The sequence below is a fragment of the Ramlibacter sp. Leaf400 genome (assembly GCF_001424545.1).
Taxonomy (GTDB): domain Bacteria; phylum Pseudomonadota; class Gammaproteobacteria; order Burkholderiales; family Burkholderiaceae_C; genus Ramlibacter.
Genome location: NZ_LMQL01000011.1, coordinates 335,547 through 361,078, shown reverse-complemented (window position 1 = coordinate 361,078; position 25,532 = coordinate 335,547). Strand labels below are relative to the sequence as shown.

25 protein-coding genes and 1 tRNA gene are annotated in these 25,532 nt (G+C 69.0%); 20 read left to right on the top strand and 6 right to left on the bottom strand.

Annotated elements, in window-relative coordinates; genetic code table 11:
• The first annotated feature begins 33 nt into the window (after positions 1-33).
• From ASG30_RS15330 to ASG30_RS15245, 18 genes are all read left to right on the top strand, one after another.
• A tRNA-Leu gene (locus ASG30_RS15330) sits at positions 34-118 on the top strand.
• 86 nt (positions 119-204) lie between these two features.
• Positions 205-576 (top strand): NADH-quinone oxidoreductase subunit A, encoded by a 372-nt coding sequence (locus ASG30_RS15325; protein ID WP_055898435.1) that lies wholly within the window; start codon positions 205-207, stop codon positions 574-576.
• A gap of 32 nt (positions 577-608) precedes the next feature.
• Entirely contained in the window at positions 609-1,088 is a 480-nt protein-coding gene (locus tag ASG30_RS15320; RefSeq protein ID WP_027102937.1) for a NuoB/complex I 20 kDa subunit family protein, read from the top strand.
• A 4-nt stretch (positions 1,089-1,092) separates the two neighbouring features.
• Positions 1,093-1,737 carry an NADH-quinone oxidoreductase subunit C gene (locus tag ASG30_RS15315; RefSeq protein ID WP_055898432.1) on the top strand — a complete coding sequence of 215 codons (645 nt, stop codon included), beginning with the start codon at positions 1,093-1,095 and terminating at the stop codon, positions 1,735-1,737.
• On the top strand, positions 1,730-2,986 hold the full coding sequence (locus ASG30_RS15310; protein WP_055898424.1) for an NADH-quinone oxidoreductase subunit D: 1,257 nt from the start codon (positions 1,730-1,732) through the stop codon (positions 2,984-2,986). The genes ASG30_RS15315 and ASG30_RS15310 overlap by 8 nt, the downstream gene beginning before the upstream one ends.
• Complete coding sequence (gene nuoE / locus ASG30_RS15305) at positions 2,986-3,477, top strand: NADH-quinone oxidoreductase subunit NuoE (RefSeq protein ID WP_055898750.1); 492 nt, start codon at positions 2,986-2,988, stop codon at positions 3,475-3,477. The genes ASG30_RS15310 and nuoE overlap by 1 nt, the downstream gene beginning before the upstream one ends.
• A complete protein-coding gene (gene nuoF, locus ASG30_RS15300; RefSeq protein WP_055898420.1) occupies positions 3,474-4,838 on the top strand; it encodes an NADH-quinone oxidoreductase subunit NuoF in 1,365 nt (454 codons plus the stop codon). The genes nuoE and nuoF overlap by 4 nt, the downstream gene beginning before the upstream one ends.
• A gap of 8 nt (positions 4,839-4,846) precedes the next feature.
• A complete protein-coding gene (gene nuoG, locus ASG30_RS15295) occupies positions 4,847-7,012 on the top strand; it encodes an NADH-quinone oxidoreductase subunit NuoG (RefSeq protein ID WP_055898417.1) in 2,166 nt (721 codons plus the stop codon).
• Positions 7,009-8,091, top strand: a complete 1,083-nt coding sequence (gene nuoH, locus ASG30_RS15290) for an NADH-quinone oxidoreductase subunit NuoH (protein WP_055898414.1) — start codon at positions 7,009-7,011, stop codon at positions 8,089-8,091. Before nuoG ends, nuoH begins: the two co-directional genes overlap by 4 nt.
• A gap of 7 nt (positions 8,092-8,098) precedes the next feature.
• A complete protein-coding gene (gene nuoI / locus ASG30_RS15285; protein ID WP_055898410.1) occupies positions 8,099-8,620 on the top strand; it encodes an NADH-quinone oxidoreductase subunit NuoI in 522 nt (173 codons plus the stop codon).
• Positions 8,621-8,716: 96 nt separating this feature from the next.
• Positions 8,717-9,397 carry an NADH-quinone oxidoreductase subunit J gene (locus ASG30_RS15280; RefSeq protein WP_055898407.1) on the top strand — a complete coding sequence of 227 codons (681 nt, stop codon included), beginning with the start codon at positions 8,717-8,719 and terminating at the stop codon, positions 9,395-9,397.
• Entirely contained in the window at positions 9,394-9,702 is a 309-nt protein-coding gene (nuoK, locus tag ASG30_RS15275; RefSeq protein ID WP_055898404.1) for an NADH-quinone oxidoreductase subunit NuoK, read from the top strand. Before ASG30_RS15280 ends, nuoK begins: the two co-directional genes overlap by 4 nt.
• Before the next feature lie 31 nt (positions 9,703-9,733).
• On the top strand, positions 9,734-11,767 hold the full coding sequence (gene nuoL, locus ASG30_RS15270) for an NADH-quinone oxidoreductase subunit L (RefSeq protein WP_055898401.1): 2,034 nt from the start codon (positions 9,734-9,736) through the stop codon (positions 11,765-11,767).
• Positions 11,768-11,780: 13 nt separating this feature from the next.
• Positions 11,781-13,256 carry an NADH-quinone oxidoreductase subunit M gene (locus ASG30_RS15265; RefSeq protein WP_055898398.1) on the top strand — a complete coding sequence of 492 codons (1,476 nt, stop codon included), beginning with the start codon at positions 11,781-11,783 and terminating at the stop codon, positions 13,254-13,256.
• Positions 13,257-13,269: 13 nt separating this feature from the next.
• The gene (gene nuoN, locus ASG30_RS15260) at positions 13,270-14,757 is read left to right on the top strand and encodes an NADH-quinone oxidoreductase subunit NuoN (protein WP_055898396.1); all 1,488 of its coding nucleotides are present in this window, start codon (positions 13,270-13,272) and stop codon (positions 14,755-14,757) included.
• Between the two features lie 101 nt (positions 14,758-14,858).
• Complete coding sequence (locus ASG30_RS15255) at positions 14,859-15,167, top strand: DUF2818 family protein (protein ID WP_055898392.1); 309 nt, start codon at positions 14,859-14,861, stop codon at positions 15,165-15,167.
• The gene (locus ASG30_RS15250; protein WP_055898389.1) at positions 15,160-15,738 is read left to right on the top strand and encodes an NUDIX domain-containing protein; all 579 of its coding nucleotides are present in this window, start codon (positions 15,160-15,162) and stop codon (positions 15,736-15,738) included. Before ASG30_RS15255 ends, ASG30_RS15250 begins: the two co-directional genes overlap by 8 nt.
• Positions 15,739-15,745: 7 nt before the next feature.
• Positions 15,746-16,189, top strand: a complete 444-nt coding sequence (locus ASG30_RS15245; protein WP_055898387.1) for a DUF1178 family protein — start codon at positions 15,746-15,748, stop codon at positions 16,187-16,189.
• A gap of 185 nt (positions 16,190-16,374) precedes the next feature.
• Here the strand turns inward: ASG30_RS15245 and ASG30_RS15240 are convergent, their stop codons facing one another.
• The 3 genes from ASG30_RS15240 to ASG30_RS15230 form a co-directional block, all read right to left on the bottom strand.
• Entirely contained in the window at positions 16,375-17,649 is a 1,275-nt protein-coding gene (locus tag ASG30_RS15240) for an NAD(P)/FAD-dependent oxidoreductase (RefSeq protein ID WP_055898384.1), read from the bottom strand.
• Positions 17,650-17,659: 10 nt separating this feature from the next.
• A complete protein-coding gene (locus ASG30_RS15235) occupies positions 17,660-17,980 on the bottom strand; it encodes a c-type cytochrome (RefSeq protein WP_055898381.1) in 321 nt (106 codons plus the stop codon).
• 77 nt (positions 17,981-18,057) lie between these two features.
• Positions 18,058-19,830: an ABC transporter transmembrane domain-containing protein gene (locus ASG30_RS15230; RefSeq protein ID WP_055898378.1), complete on the bottom strand. Its 1,773-nt coding sequence runs from the start codon at positions 19,828-19,830 to the stop codon at positions 18,058-18,060.
• Between the two features lie 125 nt (positions 19,831-19,955).
• On the opposite strand from ASG30_RS15230, the gene ASG30_RS15225 reads away from it, so the two are divergent.
• Entirely contained in the window at positions 19,956-20,510 is a 555-nt protein-coding gene (locus tag ASG30_RS15225; RefSeq protein WP_055898375.1) for a hypothetical protein, read from the top strand.
• A gap of 102 nt (positions 20,511-20,612) precedes the next feature.
• Here ASG30_RS15225 and ASG30_RS15220 read toward each other — a convergent pair whose 3' ends face one another.
• Complete coding sequence (locus ASG30_RS15220; protein WP_055898370.1) at positions 20,613-21,662, bottom strand: lipocalin-like domain-containing protein; 1,050 nt, start codon at positions 21,660-21,662, stop codon at positions 20,613-20,615.
• On the bottom strand, positions 21,662-24,190 hold the full coding sequence (locus ASG30_RS15215) for an FtsX-like permease family protein (protein ID WP_055898366.1): 2,529 nt from the start codon (positions 24,188-24,190) through the stop codon (positions 21,662-21,664). The genes ASG30_RS15220 and ASG30_RS15215 overlap by 1 nt, the downstream gene beginning before the upstream one ends.
• 32 nt (positions 24,191-24,222) lie before the next feature.
• Between ASG30_RS15215 and ASG30_RS15210 the strand changes: the two genes are divergently transcribed.
• Positions 24,223-24,960 carry a GNAT family N-acetyltransferase gene (locus ASG30_RS15210; RefSeq protein ID WP_055898748.1) on the top strand — a complete coding sequence of 246 codons (738 nt, stop codon included), beginning with the start codon at positions 24,223-24,225 and terminating at the stop codon, positions 24,958-24,960.
• A gap of 16 nt (positions 24,961-24,976) precedes the next feature.
• Here the strand turns inward: ASG30_RS15210 and ASG30_RS15205 are convergent, their stop codons facing one another.
• Positions 24,977-25,465, bottom strand: a complete 489-nt coding sequence (locus ASG30_RS15205; protein ID WP_055898363.1) for a hemerythrin domain-containing protein — start codon at positions 25,463-25,465, stop codon at positions 24,977-24,979.
• Positions 25,466-25,532: the final 67 nt, after the last annotated feature.

Here is a 25,532-nt window from a genome sequence, read left to right as displayed (position 1 = left end):
ATTCCTCAAGGCTGTCCGGGCGAGCAACACACGGCCGTCGTGGTGAAATTGGTAGACACGCTATCTTGAGGGGGTAGTGGCGAAAGCTGTGCGAGTTCGAGTCTCGCCGACGGCACCAACATAAGAAGAGTCGCGGAGCATTCGATACCGGCGCGGCCGGTGCGTCGAAGCCCCCGCGGCTTGAAGCGCCGACCAGAGCCTCAGATGCAACTCGATCAGTACCTCCCGGTCCTTCTCTTCATCCTGGTGGGCATCGGTGTAGGGGTGCTGCCGCAGGTGCTGGGCTACGTCTTCGCCGGCGCGGCGGGCTTCAACAAGCCGGACGCCGCCAAGAACTCCCCCTACGAGTGCGGCTTCGAGGCCTTCGAGGACGCGCGCATGAAGTTCGACGTGCGCTACTACCTCGTGGCCATCCTGTTCATCCTGTTCGACCTCGAGATCGCGTTCCTCTTCCCGTGGGCGGTGGCGCTCAAGGAGATCGGGCCCGTGGGCTTTGGGGCCATGATGGTCTTCCTCGCGATCCTCGTGGTCGGGTTCATCTACGAGTGGAAGAAGGGCGCGCTCGACTGGGAATGATCCCGGCCGCGGCCCCAAGGACTCACAAAGCAATGGCTAACGAAGGCATCCTCGACAAGGGCGTCGTCACGACGACCGTGGACAGCGTCATCAACTGGGCCAAGACCGGCTCGCTCTGGCCCATGACGTTCGGGCTGGCCTGCTGCGCGGTGGAGATGATGCATGCGGGCGCGGCCCGCTACGACATCGACCGCTTCGGCATGCTGTTCCGCCCCAGCCCGCGCCAGTCCGACCTGATGATCGTGGCCGGCACGCTGTGCAACAAGATGGCGCCGGCGCTGCGCAAGGTCTACGACCAGATGCCCGAGCCGCGCTGGGTGCTCTCCATGGGCACCTGCGCCAACGGCGGCGGCTACTACCACTACAGCTACTCGGTGGTGCGCGGCTGCGACCGCATCGTGCCGGTCGACGTGTACGTGCCGGGCTGCCCGCCCACGGCCGAGGCGCTGCTCTACGGGATCATCCAGCTGCAGCAGAAGATCCGCCGCACCCAGACCATCGCCCGGGCCTGACCGCATGACCGCCCCCCACCGTTACGCGGTCGATCCCGCGGACCTGCACAAGACGATCACCGACACCCTGGGCGCGCTGGCCAGGCGCGTGGACCTTCGCCTGGGCGAGGTCACCGTCACCGTCTCGCCCGACAACTACCTCAAGGCCGCCGAGGTCCTGCGCGACTCGCCCGCCTGCCAGTTCGAGCAGCTGCTGGACGTGTGCGGCCTGGACTACTCCGACTACCGCAACGGCGGCTGGGACGGCCCGCGCTACGCGGTGGTGTCGCACCTGCTGTCGGTCAGCCTCAACCAGCGCGTGCGGCTGCGCGTGTTCTGCGCCGACGACGAGCTGCCCGAGGTGGAGTCGCTCAACGGCCTGTGGGGCTCGGCCAACTGGTTCGAGCGCGAGGCCTTCGACCTCTACGGCATCGTCTTCCTGAACCACCCGGACCTGCGCCGCATCCTCACCGACTACGGCTTCATCGGCCACCCGTTCCGCAAGGACTTCCCGGTCTCCGGCCACGTGGAGATGCGCTACGACCCGGAGCGCCAGCGCGTCATCTACCAGCCGGTGACCATCGAGCCGCGCGAGATCACGCCGCGGATCATCCGCGAGGAGAACTACGGCGGCATCCAGCCGGGACGGGGCCTGGACAACCATGGCTGAAATCAAGAACTACACGCTCAACTTCGGCCCGCAGCACCCGGCGGCGCACGGCGTGCTGCGCCTGGTGCTGGAGCTGGACGGCGAGGTGATCCAGCGCGCCGACCCGCACATCGGCCTCTTGCACCGCGCCACCGAGAAGCTGGCCGAGACGCGCACCTACATCCAGTCGCTGCCGTACATGGACCGGCTGGACTACGTCTCGATGATGTGCAACGAGCACGCCTACTGCCTGGCCATCGAGAAGCTGATGGGCATCGAGGTGCCGATCCGCGCGCAGTACATCCGCGTCATGTTCTCCGAGCTCACCCGCCTGCTCAACCACCTGCTGTGGCTGGGTGCGCACGGGCTGGACTGCGGCGCGATGAACATGCTGATCTACACCTTCCGCGAGCGGGAGGACATCTTCGACATGTACGAGGCGGTGTCCGGCGCGCGCATGCACGCGGCCTACTTCCGCCCGGGCGGCGTCTACCGCGACCTGCCCGACAGCATGGCGCTGTACAAGGCCAGCAAGGTTCGCAACGAGCGCGAGATCAAGCGCATGAACGAGGACCGGCAGGGTTCGCTGCTGGACTTCATCGAGGCCTTCACCCGGCGCTTCCCCGGCTACGTCGACGAGTACGAGACGCTGCTCACCGACAACCGCATCTGGAAGCAGCGCACCGTGGGCATCGGCGTGGTGACGCCCGAGCGCGCGCTCAGCCTGGGCTTCACCGGCCCGATGCTGCGCGGCTCCGGCATCGCCTGGGACCTGCGCAAGACGCAGCCCTACGAGGTCTACGACCGGATGGACTTCGACATCCCGCTGGGCCGCACCGGCGACTGCTACGACCGCTACCTGGTGCGCGTGCAGGAGATGCGCGAGTCCAACCGCATCATCCAGCAGTGCGTCGCCTGGCTGCGCGCCAACCCCGGCCTGCCGGTGATCACCGACAACCACAAGGTGGCGCCGCCCGACCGCGAGAGCATGAAGGCCAACATGGAGGAGCTGATCCACCACTTCAAGCTCTTCTCCGAGGGCTTCCGCGTGCCCGAGGGCGAGGCCTACGCCGCGGTGGAGCATCCCAAGGGCGAATTCGGCATCTACATCGTGAGCGACGGCGCCAACAAGCCCTACCGCCTGAAGATCCGCCCGCCGGGCTTTCCGCACCTGGCGGCGCTGGACGAGATGGGCAGGGGCCACATGATCGCCGACGCCGTGGCCATCATCGGCACGATGGACATCGTGTTCGGGGAGATCGACCGTTGATCATCACTGACAGCACCAGGAGCCGCTTCGACCGCGAAGTGGCCAAGTACCCCGCGGAGCAGAAGCAGTCCGCCGTGATGGCCTGCCTGGCCATCGTGCAGCAGGAAGAGGGCTTCGTCAGCAAGGAAGCCGAGAAGGCGATCGCCGACTACCTGGGCATGGCGCCGATCGCCGTGCACGAGGTCACGACCTTCTACAACATGTACAACCAGCACCCGGTCGGCAAGTTCAAGCTGAACGTGTGCACCAACCTGCCGTGCCAGCTGCGCGACGGCGCCAAGGCGCTGCACCACCTGGAGCAGCGGCTGGGCATCCGCATGGGCGAGACCACGGCCGACGGCCTGTTCACCCTGCAGCAGAGCGAGTGCCTGGGCGCCTGCGCCGACTCGCCGGTGATGCTGGTCAACGACCGCACCATGTGCAGCTTCATGAGCAACGACAAGCTCGACCAGCTGGTCGACGGATTGCGCCAGTCGGAGGGCAAGGCATGAACGCCCAACAGGTGCTCCAGCAGTTCCAGGCCACCGGCGTGCAGACCTGCTTCCACGACCGCCACATCGACCCGCAGATCTACGCGGGCCTGGACGGCACCAACTGGCGCCTGAAGGACTACGAGGCGCGCGACGGCTACAAGGCCCTGCGCAAGATCCTGTCCGAGGGCCTCACCCAGGACCAGGTGATCGCCACCGTCAAGGAATCGGCCCTGCGCGGCCGCGGCGGCGCGGGCTTTCCCACCGGGCTGAAGTGGAGCTTCATGCCGCGCCAGTTCCCCGGGCAGAAGTACCTGGTGTGCAACTCCGACGAGGGCGAGCCGGGCACCTGCAAGGACCGGGACATCCTGCAGTTCAACCCGCACATCGTCATCGAGGGGATGATCATCGCCGCCTACGCGATGGGCATCACCGTGGGCTACAACTACATCCACGGCGAGATCTTCCAGACCTACGAGCGCTTCGAGGAAGCGCTGGAAGAGGCGAGGGCGGCCGGCTACCTGGGCGACAGGATCCTGGGCAGCGGCTTCAGCTTCCAGCTGCACGCCTTCCACGGCTTCGGCGCCTACATCTGCGGCGAGGAGACGGCCCTGATCGAATCGCTGGAGGGCAAGAAGGGCCAGCCGCGCTTCAAGCCGCCTTTCCCGGCCAGCTTCGGCGTGTACGGCAAGCCCACCACGATCAACAACACCGAGACCTTCGCCGCGGTGCCCTGGATCATCCGCAACGGCGGCCAGGCCTACCTGGCGTGCGGCAAGCCGAACAACGGCGGCACCAAGATCTTCTCGGTGTCCGGCGACGTGGAGCTGCCGGGCAACTACGAAGTGCCGCTGGGCACGCCTTTCAGCAAGCTGCTGGAGCTGTGCGGCGGCGTGCGCGGCGGCAAGAAGCTCAAGGCGGTGATCCCGGGCGGCTCGTCGGCCCCCGTGCTGCCGGCCGACATCATGATGGGCTGCACGATGGACTACGACTCCATCGCCAAGGCCGGCTCCATGCTGGGCTCGGGCGCGGTCATCGTGATGGACGAGACGCGCGACATGGTCGAGAGCCTGCTGCGCCTGTCGTACTTCTACATGCACGAGTCCTGCGGCCAGTGCACGCCCTGCCGCGAAGGCACGGGCTGGCTGTGGCGCGTGGTCGACCGCATCCACAACGGACACGGCAAGCCGGCCGACATCGAGCTGCTCAACTCGGTGGCCGACAACATCCAGGGCCGCACCATCTGCGCCCTCGGCGACGCGGCGGCCATGCCGGTGCGCGCCATGATCAAGCACTTCCGGCATGAGTTCGAGGCCAGGATCACCCGCCCCGAACCGCAGCCCGACCCGAGAGCGCCCGTCCCCGCGGGCGCCCGGGCCTGAAAGAACCTATGGCCGAAATCACTCTGGACGGACAGAAGGTCGAGATCGCCGACGGCAGCATGGTCATGCATGCGGCCGAGAAGGCCGGCACCTACATCCCGCATTTCTGCTACCACAAGAAGCTCTCCATCGCGGCCAACTGCCGCATGTGCCTGGTCGAGGTGGAGAAGGCGCCCAAGCCGATGCCGGCCTGCGCCACGCCCGTCACCAACGGCATGGTGGTCCACACCCGCAGCGAGAAGGCCATCAAGGCCCAGCAGTCGGTGATGGAGTTCCTGCTGATCAACCACCCGCTGGACTGCCCGATCTGCGACCAGGGCGGTGAGTGCCAGCTGCAGGACCTGGCGGTGGGCTACGGCGGCTCCTCCTCGCGCTACGACGAGGAAAAGCGCGTCGTGCTGCACAAGGACGTGGGCCCGCTGATCTCCATGGAGGAGATGAGCCGCTGCATCCACTGCACCCGCTGCGTGCGCTTCGGCCAGGAAGTGGCCGGCGTGATGGAGCTGGGCATGATCCACCGTGGCGAGCACTCCGAGATCACCACGGTGCTGGGCGATACGGTCGACTCCGAGGTCTCCGGCAACATGATCGACCTGTGCCCGGTCGGCGCGCTCACCAGCAAGCCCTTCCGCTACAGCGCCCGCAACTGGGAGCTGTCGCGACGCAAGTCGGTGGCGCCGCACGATTCCAGCGGCGCCAACCTGATCGTCCAGGTCAAGAGCAACCGCGTGATGCGCGTTCTCCCGCTGGAGAACGAAGCCGTCAACGAGTGCTGGCTGGCCGACCGCGACCGCTTCTCCTACGAGGCCCTGAACGGCGACGACCGCCTGACCTCGCCCATGCTCAAGCAGGGCGGCGAGTGGAAGTCGGTCGACTGGCAGACGGCGCTGGAGTACGTGGCCAACGGCCTGAAGCAGATCAAGGCCGACCACGGCGCCGGCAGCATCGGCCTCCTGGCCAGCCCGCACAGCACGGTGGAGGAGCTGTTCCTCGCCGGCCGGCTGGTGCGCGGCCTGGGGTCGGAGAACATCGACCACCGCCTGCGCCACGCGCAGTTCACGGCCCCCGAGGGCGTGCGCTGGCTGGGCACCTCCATCGCGTCGCTGAGCCTCCTGCAGCGCGTGCTGGTGGTGGGCTCCAACCTGCGCAAGGACCACCCGCTGTTCTCGCTGCGCATCCGCGCCGCGGCCCGCAAGGGCGCGCAGGTCTCGCGCCTGCACGACGTGGAAAACGACTGGGCGATGCCGCTGGCCTCGTCGGTCACGGTCCCGGCGGGGCAGTGGGCCCAGTCGCTGGCCGACGTGGCCGCCGCGGTCGCGCAGTCCAGGGGCACCTCCGCGCCCGCGCAGGGCAACGCCAGCGATGCCGCCAAGGCCATCGCCGCGTCGCTGCTGTCGGGTGAACGCAAGGCCATCCTGCTGGGCAACGCCGCCGTCCACCATGCCAACGCGTCCACGCTGCTGGCGCTGGCGCAATGGATCGGCGAGGCCACGGGCGCGACGGTCGGCTACCTGACCGAAGCGGCCAACACGGTCGGCGCGCAGCTGGTCGACGCGCTGCCGGGGCAGGGCGGGCTGAACGCCGGCCAGATGCTCTCCGGTTCGCTCAAGGCCGCGATCCTGCTGAACACCGAGCCGCAGCACGACAGCGCCGCCGGCGCCAGTGCCGCGCAGGCGCTGGCCAAGGCCGAGATGGTCGTCACCCTCAGCCCCTTCATGGCCAACATGGACTTCAGCGACGTGCTGCTGCCCATCGCGCCCTGGACCGAGACACCCGGCACCTTCGTCAACGCCGAAGGCCGCGTGCAGTCGTTCCACGCCGTGGTCAAGCCGCTGGGCGAGACCCGTCCGGCCTGGAAGGTGCTGCGCGTGCTGGGCAACCTGCTGGGCCTGCAGGATTTCGGCTGGGATTCGGCCGGCGAAGTGCTGGCCGCCGCCCGCGGCGCCGCCGATGCCGGGCAGGCCCTGGTGCAGGGCGACAGGCTGTCCAACCGCACCTCGGCGGCCATCGACCTGTCGGTGCAGGCGGGCGCGCCGGCCACGGCCTCGATCTACCAGCTCGACTCCATCGTGCGCCGCGCCGAGTCGCTGCAGCTCACCGCCGACGGCCAGGCTGCGCTGCCGCAATCGCATCGCCTGCTGCGCGTGGCGCGGGAGCCGGAGGTGCTCGCATGATCGAATCGATCTACGGCTTCGGCAACGGCCTGATCGCCGCGCCCTGGTGGTCCGCCGCCGGCTGGCCGGTGGTGTGGACGCTGATCAAGATCGTCCTGGTGGTCGCGCCCCTGATGGGCGCCGTGGCCTACCTGACGCTCTGGGAGCGCAAGGCCATCGGCTTCACGCAGATCCGCATCGGCCCCAACCGCATCGGCCCCTTCGGCCTGCTGCAGCCGATCGCCGACGCCTTCAAGCTGCTGACCAAGGAGATCATCCTCCCGACGGTGGCCAACAAGGGCCTGTTCCTGCTGGGGCCGATCATGACCATCATGCCGGCGCTGGCCGCGTGGGTGGTCATCCCCTTCGGGCCCGAACTCGCGCTGGCCAACATCAACGCCGGCCTGCTCTTCATCATGGCCATCACCTCGCTGGAGGTGTACGGCGTGATCATCGCGGGCTGGGCCTCCAACTCGAAGTACGCCTTCCTGGGCGCGCTGCGCGCGTCGGCCCAGATGGTGAGCTACGAGATCGCCATGGGCTTCGCGCTGGTGGTGGTGCTGATGGTCACCGGCAGCCTGAACATGACCGACGTGGTGCTGTCGCAGGGCCGCGGCTACTTCGCCGACCGCAACATCAACTTCCTGTCCTGGAACTGGCTGCCGCTGCTGCCGATCTTCCTGGTCTATTTCATCTCCGGCCTGGCCGAGACCAACCGCCACCCGTTCGACGTGGTGGAGGGCGAGTCGGAGATCGTCGCAGGCCACATGATCGAGTACTCGGGCATGAGCTTCGCCATGTTCTTCCTGGCCGAGTACGCCAACATGTGGCTGGTCTCCATCCTGGCGGTGATCATGTTCCTGGGCGGCTGGCTGCCCCCGATCGACGCGCCGCTGCTCAACTGGATCCCCGGCTGGATCTGGCTGGGCATCAAGACCTTCATGGTCGTCACCATGTTCCTGTGGGTGCGCTCCACGTTCCCGCGCTACCGCTACGACCAGATCATGCGCCTGGGCTGGAAGATCTTCATCCCGGTCACGCTCGTGTGGCTGGTCGTCGTGGGCGCCTGGATGCAGACCCCGTACAACATCTGGAAGTAAACCCTTCATGTCCGCCCAAACCCTGCAACGGCAGCCCTCGGCGTTCTCGCTCAAGGACTTCCTCTCCAGCTTCATGCTGGTGGAGCTGTTCAAGGGCCTGGCCATCACCGGCAAGTACGCCTTCAGCCGCAAGATCACGGTGCAGTTCCCCGAGGAGAAGACGCCGCTGTCGCCGCGCTTCCGGGGCCTGCACGCGCTGCGCCGCTACGAGAACGGCGAGGAGCGCTGCATCGCCTGCAAGCTGTGCGAGGCCGTGTGCCCCGCGCTGGCCATCACGATCGAGAGCGACCAGCGCGCCGACGGCACGCGCCGCACCACGCGCTACGACATCGACCTGACCAAGTGCATCTTCTGCGGCTTCTGCGAGGAGAGCTGCCCGGTCGACTCCATCGTCGAGACCCACGTCCTCGAGTACCACGGCGAAAAGCGCGGCGACCTGTACTACACCAAGGAGATGCTGCTGGCCGTGGGCGACCGCTACGAGGCCGAGATCGCCGAGCGCCGGGCCCAGGACGCCAAGTACCGCTAGAAATGACGACCACCCCGAAGCGCCTTCGGCGCCTCCCCTCAAGGGGCGCCACCCCGGCCCGGCAAAGCCGGTTCCGTGGTGGCCGCTAGATTGACCATGGACATCAAGACCGGCTTCTTCTATCTCTTCTCGGCGGTGCTGCTGTTCGCCGCGTTCCGCGTCATCACGGCGCGCAACCCGGTGTACGCGGCGCTCTACCTGGTGCTGGCCTTCTTCCAGGCCTCGGCCGTGTGGCTGCTGCTCAAGGCCGAGTTCCTGGCGATCTCGCTGGTGCTGGTCTACGTGGGCGCCGTGATGGTGCTGTTCCTGTTCGTCGTGATGATGCTGGACATCAACGTGGACAGCCTGAAGGCCGGCTTCTGGAAGCACTTCCCGCTGGCCGGCACGGTCGGCGTGATCATCGCGCTGGAGATGGCGTGGGTGCTGATGGGCGGGTTCCGCACCATCGAGGAACCCCGGGCCGGGGCGGCCGCCGTGCAGGCGGCGTCCAGCGGCGTCGCCCAGGTCTCCAACACCAAGGAGCTGGGCAAGCTGCTCTACACCGAGTACCTGTACCCGCTGGAGGTCGCGGCCGTGATCCTGCTGGTGGCCATCGTCGCCGCCATCGCGCTCACGCTGCGCCAGCGCAAGGACAGCAAGCACATGGACCCGGCCCGGCAGGTGCGGGTGCGCGCCGGCGACCGCCTGCAGGTCGTGAAGATGCCGCCGACGATGGTGGCACCCCCGCCGCAGCCGGAGCCGGCGGCCGCGGCCGCCGCCGAAGGGGGCAAGGCATGAGCGTCACCCTCGGCCACTTCCTGTCGCTGGGCGCGATCCTGTTCGCGCTGTCCGTCGTCGGGATCTTCCTGAACCGCCGCAACCTGATCGTCCTGCTGATGGCCATCGAGCTGATGCTGCTGGCGGTCAACATGAACTTCGTGGCGTTCTCCTACTACCTGGGCGACATGCACGGCCAGGTGTTCGTGTTCTTCATCCTGACCGTCGCCGCCGCCGAATCGGCCATCGGCCTGGCCATCCTGGTGCTGCTGTTCCGCAACAAGTCGAACATCAACGTCGAAGAACTCAACACGCTCAAGGGCTAGGCGCGAACGACAAGAACGGCCCGGAAGAAACATGAGTCAGACCCTCTCTGCATCGACCCTGCTCGCGGTCCCGCTGGCGCCGCTGGTCGGCTCGCTGATCGCCGGCATCTTCGGCACCACCTTCGGCGGCAACCGGATCGGCCGGCGCCTGTCGCACACGGCCACCATCCTGGGCGTGCTGGTGGCCTTCATCCTCAGCGCCATGACGCTCAAGAGCGTGGCGATCGATGGTGCCCGCTTCAACGAGACCCTCTACGAGTGGATGGTCATCGGCGGGCTGAAGATGGAGATCGGCTTCCTGGTTGACGGCCTCACGGCCATGATGATGTGCGTGGTGACCTTCGTGTCGCTGATGGTCCACATCTACACCATCGGCTACATGGAAGAGGACGACGGCTACAACCGCTTCTTCTCCTACATCTCGCTGTTCACGTTCTCGATGCTCATGCTGGTCATGAGCAACAACTTCCTGCAGCTGTTCTTCGGCTGGGAGGCGGTGGGCCTGGTGTCGTACCTGCTGATCGGCTTCTGGTTCAACAAGCCCAGCGCCATCTTCGCCAACATGAAGGCCTTCCTGGTCAACCGGGTGGGCGACTTCGGCTTCATCCTGGGCATCGGCCTGATCGCCGCCTTCGCCGGCACCTTGAGCTATGCCGAGACCTTCGCCAAGGCCGGCGAACTGGGCACGCTGAAGTTCCCCGGCACCGAGTGGCTGCTGATCACCGTCATCTGCATCTGCCTGTTCATCGGCGCCATGGGCAAGAGCGCGCAGTTCCCGCTGCACGTCTGGCTGCCCGACTCGATGGAAGGTCCGACGCCCATCTCCGCGCTGATCCACGCCGCCACCATGGTGACGGCCGGCATCTTCATGGTGGCGCGCATGTCGCCGCTGTTCGAGCTGAGCGACACGGCGCTTTCGTTCATCCTGGTGATCGGCGCCATCACGGCGCTGTTCATGGGCTTCCTGGGCATCATCCAGAACGACATCAAGCGGGTGGTGGCGTACTCCACGCTGTCCCAGCTCGGGTACATGACGGTCGCCCTGGGCGCCTCGGCCTACTCGGTGGCGGTGTTCCACCTGATGACGCACGCGTTCTTCAAGGCGCTGCTGTTCCTGGCGGCCGGCTCGGTGATCATCGGCGTGCACCACAACCAGGACATCCGCTGGATGGGCGGCCTGCGCAAGTACATGCCCATCACCTGGATCACGTCGCTGCTGGGCTCGCTGGCGCTGATCGGCACGCCGCTGTTCTCCGGCTTCTATTCCAAGGACAGCATCATCGAGGCGGTGCACTTCAGCAAGCTGCCCGGTGCCGGCTTCGCCTATTGGGCGGTGCTGATCGGCGTGTTCGTCACGGCGTTCTACTCGTTCCGGATGTACTTCCTGGTCTTCCACGGCAAGGAACGCTTCGACCAGGTTCCGCCGCACGAGCACGATCCTTCGGAGGAGCCCGACCCGCACCACCACCAGGACGAGCACCACACGCCGCACGAGTCGCCCTGGGTGGTCACCGCGCCGTTGCTGCTGCTGGCCTTCCCCTCGGTCGTCATCGGCTTCCTCACCATCGGCCCGATGCTGTTCGGCGACTTCCTGAAGGACGCCATCGTCGTCGACGCGGCCCGCCATCCGGCCATGGCCGAACTGGCCAAGATCTTCCACGGCCCGGCGCAGATGGCGGTGCACGCCTTCAGCACGCCGGTGCTGTACCTGGCGATCGCCGGCGTCGCGCTGTCCTACTACATGTACATGGTCAACCCGGCGCTGCCGGCGCGGATCGCCTCGATGTTCGCCCCCGTCTACCGGCTGCTGGAGAACAAGTACTACATGGACTGGTTCAACGAGCACGTGCTGGCGCGCGGCGCACGGGGACTGGGCATCGGCCTGTGGAAGGGCGGCGACCAGGCCGTCATCGACGGCGCCATGGTCAACGGCAGCGCCCGCGTGGTGGGCCTGTTCGCCGGCGTCGTTCGCCGCGTGCAGTCCGGCTACCTCTATCACTACGCACTGGCCATGATCGTCGGGGTCTTCATCCTGATGACCTGGTTCGTCTGGCTCGCCCGATAAGGAGAACAAGAAAGTGGGTCTGCTGAGCCTTGCCATCTGGACGCCGATCGTCTTCGGCACCGTGCTGCTGGCGCTGGGGCGCGACGATCAGGCGAAAGCCGTTCGCTGGATCGCGCTGATCGGCGCCGTCGCCAGTTTCCTGGTCACGCTGCCGCTGTACGGGAAGTTCGACCGCGGCACCGCGGACATGCAGTTCGTGGAGCGCGCGCCCTGGATCGAGCGCTTCAACATCCATTACCACCTGGGCCTGGACGGCATCTCGTTCTGGTTCGTGCTGCTGACGGCCTTCATCACCGTGGTGGTGGTCATCTCCGCCTGGGAGGTGATCACCGAGCGCGTCAACCAGTACATGGGCGCCTTCCTGATCCTCTCGGGGCTGATGGTGGGCGTGTTCTGCGCGCTGGACGCGATGCTGTTCTTCGTGTTCTTCGAGGCCACGCTGATCCCGATGTACCTGATCATCGGCATCTGGGGCGGGCCTAACAAGATCTACGCGGCGTTCAAGTTCTTCCTGTACACGCTGCTCGGCTCGCTGCTGATGCTGGTCGCGCTGGTCTACCTGTACGGCAAGTCCGGCGGCAGCTTCGACATCTTCACCTGGCACCAACTGCCGCTGCCCATGGGTGCGCAGACGATGCTGTTCTTCGCCTTCTTCGCCGCCTTCGCGGTGAAGGTGCCGATGTGGCCGGTGCACACCTGGCTGCCCGACGTGCACGTGGAGGCGCCCACCGGCGGCTCCGCCGTGCTGGCGGCCATCATGCTGAAGCTGGGCGCCTACGGCTTCCTGCGCTTTTCCATGCCGATCGCTCCGGACGCCTCGCACGAGTGGGCCTGGTTCATGATCGCGCTGTCCATCATCGCGGTGATCTACGTGGGCCTGGTGGCGATGGTCCAGCAGGACATGAAGAAGCTGGTGGCCTATTCGTCGGTGGCCCACATGGGTTTCGTGACCCTGGGCTTCTTCATCTTCAACCCGCTGGGCGTGGCCGGCGGCCTGGTGCAGATGATCGCCCACGGCTTCGTGTCGGGCGCCATGTTCCTGTGCATCGGCGTGCTGTACGACCGCGTGCACTCGCGCGAGATCTCCAGCTACGGCGGCGTGGTCAACACCATGCCCAACTTCACCGCCTTCGCGCTGCTGTTCGCCATGGCCAACTGCGGCCTGCCGGCCACGGCCGGCTTCGTGGGCGAGTGGATGGTGATCCTGGGCACGGTCAAGGCCAACTTCTGGCTGGGCGCCGCCGCCTCCACCGCGCTGATCTTCGGCGCCGCCTACACGCTGTGGATGTTCAAGCGCGTCTACCTGGGCCCCGTGGTCAACGACGACGTGCGCCAGCTCACCGACATCAACGCGCGCGAGTTCCTCATGCTGGGCCTGCTGGCCGCCGCCGTGCTGTACATGGGCATCCACCCCAAACCCTTCACCGACATCATGGACGCGTCCGTCGCCAGCTTCCTGAAGCACGTCGCCGTCTCCAAACTGAACTGACGGAACCGCCCCCATGCTGGACAAACTGAGCCTGGTCGTCGCCGCGCCCGAGATCCTGCTGCTCGTGATGACGTGCGTCATCGCGATGGTGGACCTGGGCGTCAAGAGCCGCCTGCGCGGCCTGACCTACTGGCTGACGCTGGCCACGCTGGCCGTGGCGGCGTTCGCCACCGCCGACATGGCCATGGACGGCCGCACCTTCTACGCCTTCGGCCGCATGGTCGTGAGCGACCCGATGGGCAACTGGCTGAAATGCTTCGCCACCATCGCGGTGATGGTCACGCTGGTCTACGGCCGTCCCTACGCGGCCGACCGCGACATGCTGCGCGGCGGCGAGATGTTCACGCTGGCGATGTTCGCGCTGCTGGGCATGTACGTGATGATCTCCGGCAGCAACTTCCTGGTGATCTACCTGGGCCTGGAGCTGATGACGCTGTGCAGCTACGCCCTGGTGGCCCTGCGCCGCGACAACCACGTCGCCACCGAGGCGGCGATGAAGTACTTCGTGCTGGGCGCCATGGCAAGCGGCTTCCTGCTCTACGGCATCTCCATGCTGTACGGCGCCACCGGCTCGCTCGACATCGACGAGGTGTTCGCCGCCATCGGCAGCGGCCGCATCAACCACCAGGTGCTGGTGTTCGGGCTGGTGTTCATCGTCTCCGGCCTGGCCTTCAAGCTGGGCGCGGCGCCGTTCCACATGTGGATCCCCGACGTGTACCAGGGCGCGCCCACCGCCATCACGCTGATGATCGGTTCGGCGCCGGAGCTGGCCGCTTTCGCCATCGCCATCCGCCTGCTGGTGGAAGGCATGATCCCGCTGGCGCTGGACTGGCAGCAGATGCTGATGCTGCTGGCCGTGGCCTCGCTGCTGGTGGGCAACCTGGCCGCCATCGCGCAGACCAACCTCAAGCGCATGCTGGCCTACTCCACCATCGCGCAGATGGGCTTCGTGGTGCTGGGTCTGTCGGCCGGCGTCGTCAACGGCAACACCGCCAACGCCCAGCATGCCTACAGCGCGTCGATGTTCTACATCGTCACCTACGTGCTCACCACGCTGGGCGCGTTCGGCATCATCCTGCTGCTGGCGCGCGAAGGCTTCGAGAGCGACGAGATCACCGACCTGGCCGGCCTCAACCAGCGCAGCCCGCTGTACGCCGGCATCATGGCCATCTGCATGTTCTCGCTGGCCGGCGTGCCGCCGCTGGTGGGCTTCTACGCCAAGCTGCTGGTGCTGCAGGCGCTGGTCGCGTCGGGGCAGACGCTCTACATCGGCCTGGCGGTGTTCGCGGTCATGGCCTCGCTGATCGGCGCGTTCTACTACCTGCGCGTGGTCAAGGTGATGTACTTCGACTCGCCGATCACGGCCACCACCGTCTCGGCCCCGGCCGACGTGCGGGCGGTGCTGTCGCTCAACGGCGCGCTGGTGCTGATCCTGGGCATCCTGCCGGGCGGGCTGATGGCGCTGTGCGCCGACGCCGTCATCAAGACGCTGGCCACCTAGGAATCATGGCCCCCACGCTCCGCACTTCGTGTCGTCGCTGCCCCCCGAGGGGGCCCAGGCCGCCTTGGGGCGGCCCGGCGGCGGCCTGACGCGCCTTCTTCGTGTCGCAGACGGCCTCCATCTGGCTGGTGATCGCGGCTGCCTTCGTCGCGGCCAACCTGCCTTTCCTGCTCGACCGGCACCTGCTGGCGGTGTGGCCGCTGAAGGCCTCCAAGTCCATCGCGGTGCGGCTGGCCGAACTCGTGGCCTGGTACTTCATCGTTGGCGGCATCGGCCTGGCGCTCGAGCAGCGCGCCGGCCAGATCGCGCCGCAGCGCTGGGAGTTCTACGCCATCACCGGCGCGCTGTTCCTCACCTTCGCCTTCCCCGGCTTCGTCTGGCGCTACCTGAGGAAGCACCGGCGTGGCTGACGGCAAGGACGGCCACCTGCGCGAGCGCACGGTCTCGACCGAGCCGCTGTTCCAGGGCCACTTCCTGCAGGCGGTGCGCGACCACGTGGAACTGCCGGACGGCGGGCGCACCACCCGCGAGTACATCCTCCATCCCGGCGCGGTGATGGTGGTGCCGCTGCTGGACGACGGCCGCGTGGTGCTGGAGCGCCAGTACCGCCACCCGGTGGGCCGCGTGATGACCGAGTTCCCGGCCGGCAAGCTGGACCCGGGCGAGGACCGCCTGGCCTGCGCGCGCCGCGAGCTGCTGGAGGAGACCGGCTACTCGGCGCGCGAGTGGGCGCATGCGGGCGAGCTGCATCCCGTCATCTCGTACTCCACCGAGTTCATCGACATCTGGTTCGCGCGCGGGCTGACGCTGGGCGAGCGCCGGCTCGACGACGGCGAGTTCCTGGACGTCATCGCCGCCACGCCGCAGCAGCTTCAGGATTGGTGCCGCGCCGGCGAGGTGACGGACGCCAAGACGCTCATCGGCGCGCTGTGGCTGCAGAACGTCCTCTCCGGTTCCTGGGCATTGGACTGGCGCTCATAATTCAGCCATGAAGGTCCTGAACCTGCAGTGCGTCCACCACCATGCCTTCGAAGGCTGGTTCGGCTCGGAAGAAGACTTCCAGAGCCAGCTGGAGCGCGGCCTGGTCGAGTGCCCCTTCTGCGGCGACACGGGTGTTGCCAAGCTGCCCAGCGCGCCGCGGCTGAACCTGGGCGCCGCGCAGCCCGCGACGGCGCCCAAGCAGGAGGTGGCGGCCATGCCCGACGCGTCGCTGCAGGCGGCCTGGCTGAAGATGGTGCGCCACGTGATGGCCCACACCGAGGACGTCGGCGGGCGCTTCGCCGAAGAGGCCCGCCGCATCCACTACGGCGAGACCGAGGACCGCGGCATCCGCGGCCAGGCCTCGCGCGAGGAAACCGAGGCGCTCCTGGACGAGGGCATCGGCGTGCTGCCGCTGCCGATCCCGAAGGCGCTCAAGGGGCCGGTGCAATAACCGTCGTCCTCGCGACGGCGGGGACCCAGTGCTTGCCTCGGACATCGAAAAACAGAACACGCAGGCACAGAGGCACTGAGGGAAGAGGAGGCATTCCATTCGGAAGTCTCTGAATGCCTCTGTGCCTCTGTGCCTCTGTGTTCTGTTCTGCACCCTGGATTCCCCCCATCGCGGGAATGACGGAATTACGCCAGCGCGTCCGCCCAGATGTTCCGCGCCCAGTTCCACGCGTAGACGCCCTCCAGCTCCGTCGCCCCCGGCGACAGGCCGCCCGAGCCCTGCACCACGCGCCAGGTCTTTTCCGCCGGCGCGTACTCGTGCACGCTGGCCACGTGCATCACGCGCTTGTCGTCGACGAAGCTGTAGCAGGTGTTGGTGAGCATGGGCGCGGCCGGCACCTCCCAGCCCATCAGGCGCGCCACGATGGCCGCCGCCGCCACCTTGGCGTGGTTGTTGGCCATGTGGGCGCTCTTGGGCATGCCGGAGGCGGCGAGGATGGAGTCGCCGACCACGTGCACGTCCCTGGCCGCGGTGGACTCGAACGTCAGGTAGTCCACGCCGCACCAGCGGTTGGACGCCTGGTTGGCCAGCCCCGACTGCACCGCGATCAGGCCGGCGCGCATCGGCGGCAGCACGTTCATCACGTCCGCGCGCACGTCGTCCTGCAGGTCGAAACGGATGCGCTTGCTGGCCACGTCCACGCCCAGCGCCTTGTGGCTGGCGCGGTATTCGACGATCCCGCCGTACTGCTCGGCCCAGACCTTCCTGAAGAGCGCGCCCTTGGACGTGACGTCGGGGTTGGCGTCCAGCACCAGCACCTTGCTGCGCGGCTTGGCGTTCTTGAAATAGAAGGCCACCTGGCAGGCGCGCTCGTACGGGCCGGGCGGGCAGCGGTAGGGCTGCTCGGGGATGGCGATCGCATAGACGCCGCCATCGGGCACCGCCTCCAGCTGGCGCCGCAACGCCAGGGTCTCGGGCCCGGCCTTCCAGGCCTGCAGCACGGCGCCCGACGCCTGCGCGGCCGCCAGGCCCTCCACCTGGTCCAGCCGCAGGTCGACGCCGGGCGAGACCACCAGCTTGTCCCAGTGGATCTGCTGGCCGCCCGCGAGCGTGACCGTCTTGCCCGCGGTGTCGATGGCGCGCACGCTGTCCTGCACCAGCGTCACGCCGTGGCGGCTGGCCAGGCCCGAGAGCGGCGTGCTCATCTGCTGCAGGGTCGCGCTGCCGCCCAGCACCAGGTTGGACATCGGGCAGGAGATCAGCGCGGCCTGCGGCTCGACGAGCGTGACATCGACCTTCTGGCCGGAGAACAAGCGCACGTACTTGGCCGCGGTGGCGCCCCCGTAACCGCCGCCGACGACGACCACGCGCGGGCGCGACCCGCCGACGCCCGCGCAACCCGCCAGGGCCGCGGCACCCGCGGCAGCGCCCGAAAACTTCAGAAGTGTGCGACGACGCATGCGGTGCTCCTTAGCGGGGTTGGCGCGAGAAGTAGGTGGCGATCTGCTCCAGCTGGGCGTCGCTGTAGCCCTTGGTGAGCTGGTGCATGATGGTCGCGGGCCGTGCACCGGAGCGGAAAGCCTTGAGCTGCTCCAGCATCGCGTCCTTGTTCATCCCCGCCAGCGAAGGCAGCGCGTTGCCGACCCCCTTGCCCTGCGTGCCGTGGCAGTTGGCGCAGGTGGCGGCCAGGCCGGCGACCTGCAGCGTCTGCGCGTCCTGGGCCAGGACGGGAAGGGCGGACGCCGCGGCGGCGGCAGTGGTTGCGGCGGCGATCAGCCTGCGCAGGTGCATGGTGAAGCTCCGTTACAAATGGCGCGGCTGACTATAGGTTGCGCTTGCCGGCCGCGCAACCAGCGGCCCGGCCAGGGTCAGGCCAACAGCTGAAGCGCGGCCAGCCGCGCGTACACGCCGCCGGCCGCCACCAGTTCCTCGTGCCGGCCCTGCTCGACGATGCGGCCGTGGTCCAGCACCAGGATGCGGTCGGCCTGCTGCACCGTCGCCAGCCGGTGCGCGATGACCAGCGTGGTGCGATCGCGCATGGCGGACGCCAGGGCGGCCTGCACCATGCGCTCGCTCTGGGCATCCAGCGCGCTGGTGGCCTCGTCCAGCAGCAGCAGCGGCGGGTCCTTCAGGATCGCGCGCGCGATGGCGATGCGCTGGCGCTGGCCGCCGGACAGCCTCACGCCGCGCTCGCCCAGGAAGGTGGCGTAACCCTCGGGCAGGGCCTGGATGAAGTCGTGCGCGAAGGCGGCCTGCGCCGCGCGGACCACCTCCTCGTCGCTGGCCGAGGGACGGCCGTAGCGGATGTTCTCCATCGCGCTGGTGGAGAACACCACCGGCTCCTGCGCCACCAGCCCGATGCGCCCGCGCAGGTCGTGCAGCGCGAGCTCGCGGATCGGCAGGCCGTCGATCGAGATGGCGCCGCGGGCCGGGTCGTAGAAGCGCAGCAGGAGCGCGAACACCGTGGTCTTGCCCGCGCCGCTCGGCCCGACCAGCGCCACCGTCTCGCCCGGCGCGACCTCCAGCTCGAAGTCCTGCAGGGCCGCCGTGGCCGGGCGCGAGGGGTAGTGGAACGTCACGCCGCGCATCGACACGGCGCTCGCGCCCGCCGACGGTGGCGCGGCGAGCGGCCGCTCGGGCGGCGCCACGGGGGAACGCGCGGCCAGCAGCTCCATCAGGCGCTCGGTCGCGCCGGCGGCGCGCAGCAGGTCGCCGTAGACCTCGCCCAGCACGGCCACCGCGCCGGCGAAGATGACCACATACAGCGCCGCCTGCCCGAGCTGCCCGGGGCTCAGCTGGCCCGCCATCACGGCCTGCGCGCCGCGGTACAGGCCCCACAGCACGATGGCGGCGTTGGCGATGATGACGAACGCCACCAGCACGGCGCGCGCGCGGGTGCGGCGCACGCCGGTGTGGAAGGCGTGGTCGGTGGCCTCGGCGAAGCGCCGGGTCTCGCGTTCCTCGCCGGTGTAGCTCTGGACCACCGGGATGGCATTGAGCACCTCGGCCGCGATCGCGCTGGAGTCGGCCACGCGGTCCTGGCTGGCCCGTGACAGGCGGCGCACCCGGCGCCCGAAAGCCATCGCCGGCAGGACCACTCCCAGCACCGCCGCGAACACCAGCGACATCACGTAGGGATGGGTGTAGACCAGCATGGCGAGCGCCCCGATGCCCATCACGCCGTTGCGCAGCCCCAGCGAGAACTGGGAGCCGACCACGGTCTGCACCAAGGTGGTGTCGGTCGTCAGGCGCGACAGCACTTCGCCGGTCTGGGTGGTCTCGAAGAACTCGGGACTTTGCTTCAACACGTGCGAGTACACGGCCGTGCGCAGGTCGGCGGTGACGCGCTCGCCGAGCCAGCTGACCATGTAGAAGCGTCCCGCCGAGAACAGGCCCAGGGCGACGGCCACGGCGAACAGCTCCAGGAAATGCCCGCGCAGGCCGACCAGCCGCTGGCCCTGGGCGCCCGGCGCCAGGCCCTGGTCGATCAGCCCGCGCAGCGCGATCGGGAAGAGCAGCGTCGCCGCGGCCGCGAGCACCAGGAAGAGGACCGCCAGCGCGATGCGCCCGCGGTAGGGGCGCACGAAGGGCAGCAGGCCCGAGAGCGAGCGGGGCGAAGCGGTGGAAGGGGCGGAGGCCATGACGGCAAGTGTAGGAAGGCTCAGCTTCGTACCCAGCCGTTAATCGGAACGCAGCTCTTTACAAAATCGACGTGATGCCGATGCATGAGGATGGAACACTGCAGATCTCTCGAGGGGAGGTTGACATGTCGCCGATCTTCACGCCGGTGCTGGGATGGGTGGCCGCTGCCGGCGCGGCCATGGGACTCGCGGTGGCTGCACCGCACGAAGACTGGGTGCTGGGCAAGATCCCGAGCATCCTGGCGGAGCGCCTGGACCGCACGCCGCTGCAATTGCCGCAGGAATTGCCCTCGGGCCGCACGCTGGCCCTGGTGGTGTTCAACGGCCACCAGCAGCGCGAGGAGGCCCACAGCTGGATCGAGGGGCTGGAACTCCACCGCGACAAGTCGATCGCCTGGTTGAAGCTCCCGGTGTTGAACGACCCTGGTGACGAGAAGGCGCGGCGCGGCATCGTGCAGCGTCTCCTGGACAAGCACCAGGGCGAGGACGATCGCACCCGCATGGTCCCGGTGTTCACCAACCGCGACGCCTTCGTTCGCGCCACCGGCCTGGACAGCGCCGACCACGCTTCGGTGCTGGTGATCGATCGCAAGGGCAATGTGCTGGCACGGGCGCAGGGGCGCTTCGATCCCGACAAGGGGCAGGCGCTGCGCGAGACGCTGCTGGCTCGCAGCGATTGACACTCTCCGTCATCCCCGCGCAGGCGGGGATCCAGGGCTTGCGGCAGTCCGCTGAAGGCGGGCGCACTGGCTTCCCGCCTTCGCGGGAATGACGGCTTCCAGCTACAGCCTGAGCCGCTGCGCGTACCCCGTCATCTCCAGGTACCCGCGCCCCACGCGCCGCCCATTGCTGTCCAGCAGGTCCGACAACCCTTCCCAGTACACGCTCCCCGTCGACTGCCGGCTGTCCAGTTCCTGCGCGTCGATCACGGCCCGCACCGTGTAGAAGTCGGCCGGCGTCTGCACCATCCACTCGACCGGATAGGTGGCGCCCGACAGCGGGCTGGTCCAGCGCCGCTGCGCCTTGAAGCGCGTCTCGCCGCGCGAAGCGATGTAGGTGCTGCCGCTGGCCGCGCGGAAGGAGCCGCCGTCCCACAGCGCCGTGCCGTCCTTGCGCCGCAGCTGGAAGGCGGTGAGCGCGCTTCCGTCGTCCAGGTTCATGCCGATCCAGTCCCAGCCCACGGCTTCGGGGTGCATCAGCGCCTCGCTCCATTCGTGGTCCAGCCAGGCCTTGCCCTGCACCTCGAAGCGGCGGCCCTGCAGCCGGATCGAGCCCGCGGCCGCCAGCTGCGGGATGCTGTAGTAGTAGCTGGCCTGCTTCGGATCCGGCCCCTTGCGCGACAGGCCCTGCGCGCCCTGCAGCAGGGGCGGCTGGGTGGGCGAGAAGCGCAGGTCCAGGGCGAACTCCTGCGTCGGGAGCTGGGCCAGGTACACGCCATCGGCCTGGCGTTCCAGCTGCCAGTCGCGCAGCCGCACCCGCGTGTCGCCGGGCTCCGCCTGCGCCACGCCGAAGCCCTGGCGCGCGATGCGCTGGTCGTGCAGCAGGCGCCGGCCCTGCACGTCGGTCACCGCGGCATGCGCGAACACGAGCTGCCGGGCGGCGAACTTCGAGGACATGTCCTGGGTGGCGTCCACGCGCGAGCGGAAGAAGGTGAGCTGGAAGCCGAACTCGCGCCCCTCGCCCGCGGCGGTGCCGGTGATGTACCACCACTCGGTGCGCAGGTCGGGATGGGCGCCGTGGTCGCGCGGGAACTGCAGCCTGCGCGGCGCCAGGGCGTGGGCCGCCGGCAGGCCGAGCAGGGGCAGGGCGTAGAGCAGGGCGCGCCGGTGCATCACCAATCCTCCTTCACGGCCAGCACGGCGTCGCGTCCCGCGGCGGCGCGGCCCGCGAGCCAGGCGGTCAGCGTGCCAGCGGCCACCACGGCCACGGCCAGCGCCAGCAGGCGCCCCCAGGGCACGAGCAGGTCCATGGTCCAGTGGAAGCTCTGCGGGTTGACCACGTGCACCAGCACCACCGCCACCGCGAGCCCGAGCACGATGCCGGCGAGCGCGCCCACCAGCGTCCAGGCGGCGCCTTCGCCGGCCACCACGGAGAGGATCTGCCGGCGCGTGAGTCCCAGGTGCGCGAGCAGCCCGAACTCCTTGCGGCGCGCCAGCACCTGCGCGCTGAAGCTGGCGGCGACACCGAACAGGCCGATGCCGATCGCCACCGCCTGCAGCCAGTAGGTGACCGCGAAGCTGCGGTCGAAGATGCGCAGCGAGGTGGCGCGCAGTTCGGCGGCCGAGGCGAATTCCAGCAGCGGCCCGGCGGCGCCGGCCAGGTCGCGCAGGCGCGCCTGCACGGCGGCGGGATCGGCGCCCGGCGCCAGCCAGAGCTGCAGGTCGTTCACGCGGCGGTCGCCGGTCAGGCGCTGGTAGTCCGCCTGCCGCAGCAGCACGGCGCCGCTCTGGCGCACGTAGTCGCGCCAGACGCCGGCCACGGCGAAGCGGCTGGCGCCTTCGGGCAGGGACGGCAGGCCGAGCGCGGCATCGAGCAGCGGCAGGTCGGCGCCCAGGCGAGCGCCGTGCAGGTCGACCAGCGCTTCGCTCACGTACACCGGCACGCGCCCGGGCGCGACCGTCGACAGGGCGCCGACCAGCGGCAGCTCGCGCGCCGCGTCACCCAGCGGCCGCGCCAGCAGGGCGACCGCCGGGCGCTGCGGGTCGGGCAGCAGCGAGCGCACGCGCTGGGTGGCGGTGCGTTCCACGCCCGGCAGGCGCCCGGCGGCGGACACCAGCGCTTCGTCCAGGAAGGCCGTGTCGGCCGTCGAACCGCTGAAGCCGGTGCGCACGTAGAGGTCGGCCGGCAGCACCACGTCCAGCCAGCGCGTGACCGAATCGCGGAAGCTCGCCACCATCACGGTAAGCGCGACCGCCAGGCTGAGCGCCGCCACCACGCCGCTCACCGCGACCGCCGCGGTCTCGCGCACGCGCCGGGCGCGTTCCACCGCCAGCAGCGGCAGCACGCGGTGCGCCAGCAGCGGCGCCAGCCGGTCGTAGGCCAGGCCCACCAGCGGCGGCAGCGAGGCGATCCCGCCCACCAGCAGCAGGCCGACGGCGAAGTAGGCCGCCAGGGGCAGGTCGAACACCGGCGGCAGGAGCGCCATCGCCAGCGCGGCCACCAGCAGCACCGGACCCAGCCACTTCAGGCGCGGCGCCGCCGAGCCGGCGCGCAGGCCCTTGAGCGATTGCGCCAGCGGCAGCCGCTGCGCGTCGCGCGCCGGGAACCAGCCGCCCGCCATCGCGGCCACCACGCCGAGGAGCCCGTAACCCACGGCCGCCGGGGTGCTCCATTGCAGGCGGGGGGCCACCCCCTCGAAGTAGCCGCCGCCCAGGTCGCCGCCCAGGAGGCGCAGCGCGATCGCGGCGAGCCCCGCCCCCAGGCCGACGCCCGCCAGCGCGCCCGCGGCTCCCAGCGCCGCCGATTCGAGCAGCACCAGCCGTTGCCGCTGCTTCGCATCGAGCCCCAGCACGCCCAGCAGCGCGAACTGCTGGGCGCGCCGCGCCACGCTGAGCGCGAGCACCGAGAACACGAGGAAGGCGCCGGTGAACAGCGCCACCAGCGCCAGCACCATCAGGTTGACGCGGTAGGCGCGCGAGAGGTTGCTCACGCGCTGGGTGGCGTCGCCCGGCTCGGCCGCCACCACGTCGGCGGGCAGCGCCATCTTCGCCAGCCAGGCCTGCCGGTCGGTGCCGGGCCGCAGCTTCACGTCGATGCGCGAGAGCTCTCCCGCGCGGCCGAACAGCTCCTGCGCCGCGGCGATGTCCATCACCGCCAGCGGCGCGCCCCCGGCGGTCACGCTGCCGGCCACGCGGGCTTCGCGCAGCTGCAGGCCGGCCTGCAGGCGCACCTGGCGGTCGCCCAGCTGCTCGCGCGCCGTCGCATTGAGGAACACCGTCGCGGGCGCGAACAGCGAGAGCCGGTCGGCGTCGGCCCCGGGCACCGGCACCAGCGCGGGGGCGAGCGCGGCGGCCGCCAGCGCGTCCAGGCCGACCACGCGCAGCGGCACGCGCCGGCCCTGCAGGTTGACCGTGTTGGTGGCCAGCTCCAGCACCGGGCTGGCCAGCTCCACCTGCGCATCGGTGGCCACGCGTGCGAACAGGGCCTCGTCGAAGCCGCCGCGCGCGGCACGCAGTTCCAGGTCCGGCTGGCCGTTGACCGCGCGCACCGCCGCCGAGAACTCGCTGAGGGCGGAAGCGTTGATCAAATGGACGGCCAGCGCGAGCGCCACGCCCAGCATCACCGCGCCGACCGCGCACAGGCTGCGCCACGGGTGGTGGCGCAGGTCCTGCCAGGAGAACGTGCGCAGCAAGGCGAGCATCCGGCCATTGTGCAGAAGCTAGGATGGGCACCATGGATCAGCAAGCCGTCGAATCGCTGGAAAAGGCCACCCTGGCGGCGGTGCCGCCGAAGGCGGTCGAGGCGCTCGACGGCTGGCTGCTCGCGCTGGACCAGGGCACGGTCGGGCGGGCCCACAGCGCGGTGCCCACCCGTCACGAGCGCATCGATCCGGCGGTGGCGGCTGCGATCGAGCAGCGCTATGCGCAGCACGGACTGTCCGCGGTGTTCCGCGTGCCGCAGTCCGCGGCCTTCGACGGGCTGCGCGCCGAACTGCGCTCGCGGGGCTACGCCGAAACGCAGCCGACGCTCACGATGGTGGGCCAAGCCCAGGCCGCCGCGCGGGAGGCGCCGCGGATCGCGGTGGACCTGTCCTCCCAACCCGATGAAGACTGGGCGTCCGTCTACCTGGGCGAAGGCTTCGATCCGGTGGACGGGGCGAGCCGGGTGGGCTTCCTGCGCCGCTCCCGGCACAGCGTCTTCGCGCGCGTGCGGGCCCAAGGGGAGGTGGTCGCCGTCGGCTGCGGCTGCTTCGCCGAAGGCTGGTGGGGCGTGCACGGCATGCGCACCGCGGTATCGTGGCGCGGGCGCGGGTTCGCGGCCGCCATCCTGGCCGCGCTGGGCCGAGAGGCGGTCGGGCGTGGCATCGCGCGCGCCTTCCTGCAGGTGGAACAAGACAACGCGGCGGCACAAGAGCTGTACCGCCGCGCGGGGTTCGGCGACGCCTGGTGCTACGAGTACTGGCGCCGCTGAATTTGCCGGCGTGCCGTCAGGCCGCGGCGCCCATCTCCGACATCAGCTCTTCCTTGCGCGCTTCGATCTCGTCGCGCATGGTCACCAGGTCGAGTTTGCGGGCGGCGCGGGCCTTGGGGAAGATCTCGCCGCGCTCTTCCTTCACGTGGTGGTCGATGTACTCGCCGAGCACCTTGACCTTGGCATCGAACTTGTCGTCGGGCTCCGCCGCCCCCTCGATCTGCGCGATCAGGTCCTTGGCGGTCTGGTGCTCGACTTCGGCTTCGTCCAGGAGGTCGGTGTCCTTGATCGCGGCGCGCAGGGCGGGATAGAAGATCTCTTCCTCGACCTGGGCATGCACGGTCAGCTCCATGCAGATCTGGTGGGCGAGTTCGAGCTTCTTCTGCGCGGCGCCGCGGGCGCGGGACCCGGTCAGCTCCTCGTATTCCTTGAACATCTTCTTGACGGCCCGGTGGTCGGCGTCGAGAAGGTCGCAGGCGTCTTTTCCGGCGCGAGTGGTGGGCATGGGGAGGCTCCTTGGTGTGATGTCCGATCTTGAAAGCGACGAACCGGCCAACATGTAGGAAAAGCTC

Excerpts from the sequence above, each read along its gene's own strand:
- ASG30_RS15325 (WP_055898435.1), top strand. The coding sequence starts at position 205 with ATGCAACTCGATCAGTACCTCCCGGTCCTTCTCTTCATCCTGGTGGGC.
- ASG30_RS15320 (WP_027102937.1), top strand. The coding sequence starts at position 609 with ATGGCTAACGAAGGCATCCTCGACAAGGGCGTCGTCACGACGACCGTG.
- ASG30_RS15315 (WP_055898432.1), top strand. The coding sequence starts at position 1,093 with ATGACCGCCCCCCACCGTTACGCGGTCGATCCCGCGGACCTGCACAAG.
- ASG30_RS15310 (WP_055898424.1), top strand. The coding sequence starts at position 1,730 with ATGGCTGAAATCAAGAACTACACGCTCAACTTCGGCCCGCAGCACCCG.
- nuoF (WP_055898420.1), top strand. The coding sequence starts at position 3,474 with ATGAACGCCCAACAGGTGCTCCAGCAGTTCCAGGCCACCGGCGTGCAG.
- nuoG (WP_055898417.1), top strand. The coding sequence starts at position 4,847 with ATGGCCGAAATCACTCTGGACGGACAGAAGGTCGAGATCGCCGACGGC.
- nuoH (WP_055898414.1), top strand. The coding sequence starts at position 7,009 with ATGATCGAATCGATCTACGGCTTCGGCAACGGCCTGATCGCCGCGCCC.
- nuoI (WP_055898410.1), top strand. The coding sequence starts at position 8,099 with ATGTCCGCCCAAACCCTGCAACGGCAGCCCTCGGCGTTCTCGCTCAAG.
- ASG30_RS15280 (WP_055898407.1), top strand. The coding sequence starts at position 8,717 with ATGGACATCAAGACCGGCTTCTTCTATCTCTTCTCGGCGGTGCTGCTG.
- nuoK (WP_055898404.1), top strand. The coding sequence starts at position 9,394 with ATGAGCGTCACCCTCGGCCACTTCCTGTCGCTGGGCGCGATCCTGTTC.
- nuoL (WP_055898401.1), top strand. The coding sequence starts at position 9,734 with ATGAGTCAGACCCTCTCTGCATCGACCCTGCTCGCGGTCCCGCTGGCG.
- nuoN (WP_055898396.1), top strand. The coding sequence starts at position 13,270 with ATGCTGGACAAACTGAGCCTGGTCGTCGCCGCGCCCGAGATCCTGCTG.
- ASG30_RS15245 (WP_055898387.1), top strand. The coding sequence starts at position 15,746 with ATGAAGGTCCTGAACCTGCAGTGCGTCCACCACCATGCCTTCGAAGGC.
- ASG30_RS15240 (WP_055898384.1), bottom strand. The coding sequence starts at position 17,649 with ATGCGTCGTCGCACACTTCTGAAGTTTTCGGGCGCTGCCGCGGGTGCC.
- ASG30_RS15235 (WP_055898381.1), bottom strand. The coding sequence starts at position 17,980 with ATGCACCTGCGCAGGCTGATCGCCGCCGCAACCACTGCCGCCGCCGCG.
- ASG30_RS15230 (WP_055898378.1), bottom strand. The coding sequence starts at position 19,830 with ATGGCCTCCGCCCCTTCCACCGCTTCGCCCCGCTCGCTCTCGGGCCTG.
- ASG30_RS15225 (WP_055898375.1), top strand. The coding sequence starts at position 19,956 with ATGTCGCCGATCTTCACGCCGGTGCTGGGATGGGTGGCCGCTGCCGGC.
- ASG30_RS15220 (WP_055898370.1), bottom strand. The coding sequence starts at position 21,662 with ATGCACCGGCGCGCCCTGCTCTACGCCCTGCCCCTGCTCGGCCTGCCG.
- ASG30_RS15215 (WP_055898366.1), bottom strand. The coding sequence starts at position 24,190 with ATGCTCGCCTTGCTGCGCACGTTCTCCTGGCAGGACCTGCGCCACCAC.
- ASG30_RS15210 (WP_055898748.1), top strand. The coding sequence starts at position 24,223 with ATGGATCAGCAAGCCGTCGAATCGCTGGAAAAGGCCACCCTGGCGGCG.
- ASG30_RS15205 (WP_055898363.1), bottom strand. The coding sequence starts at position 25,465 with ATGCCCACCACTCGCGCCGGAAAAGACGCCTGCGACCTTCTCGACGCC.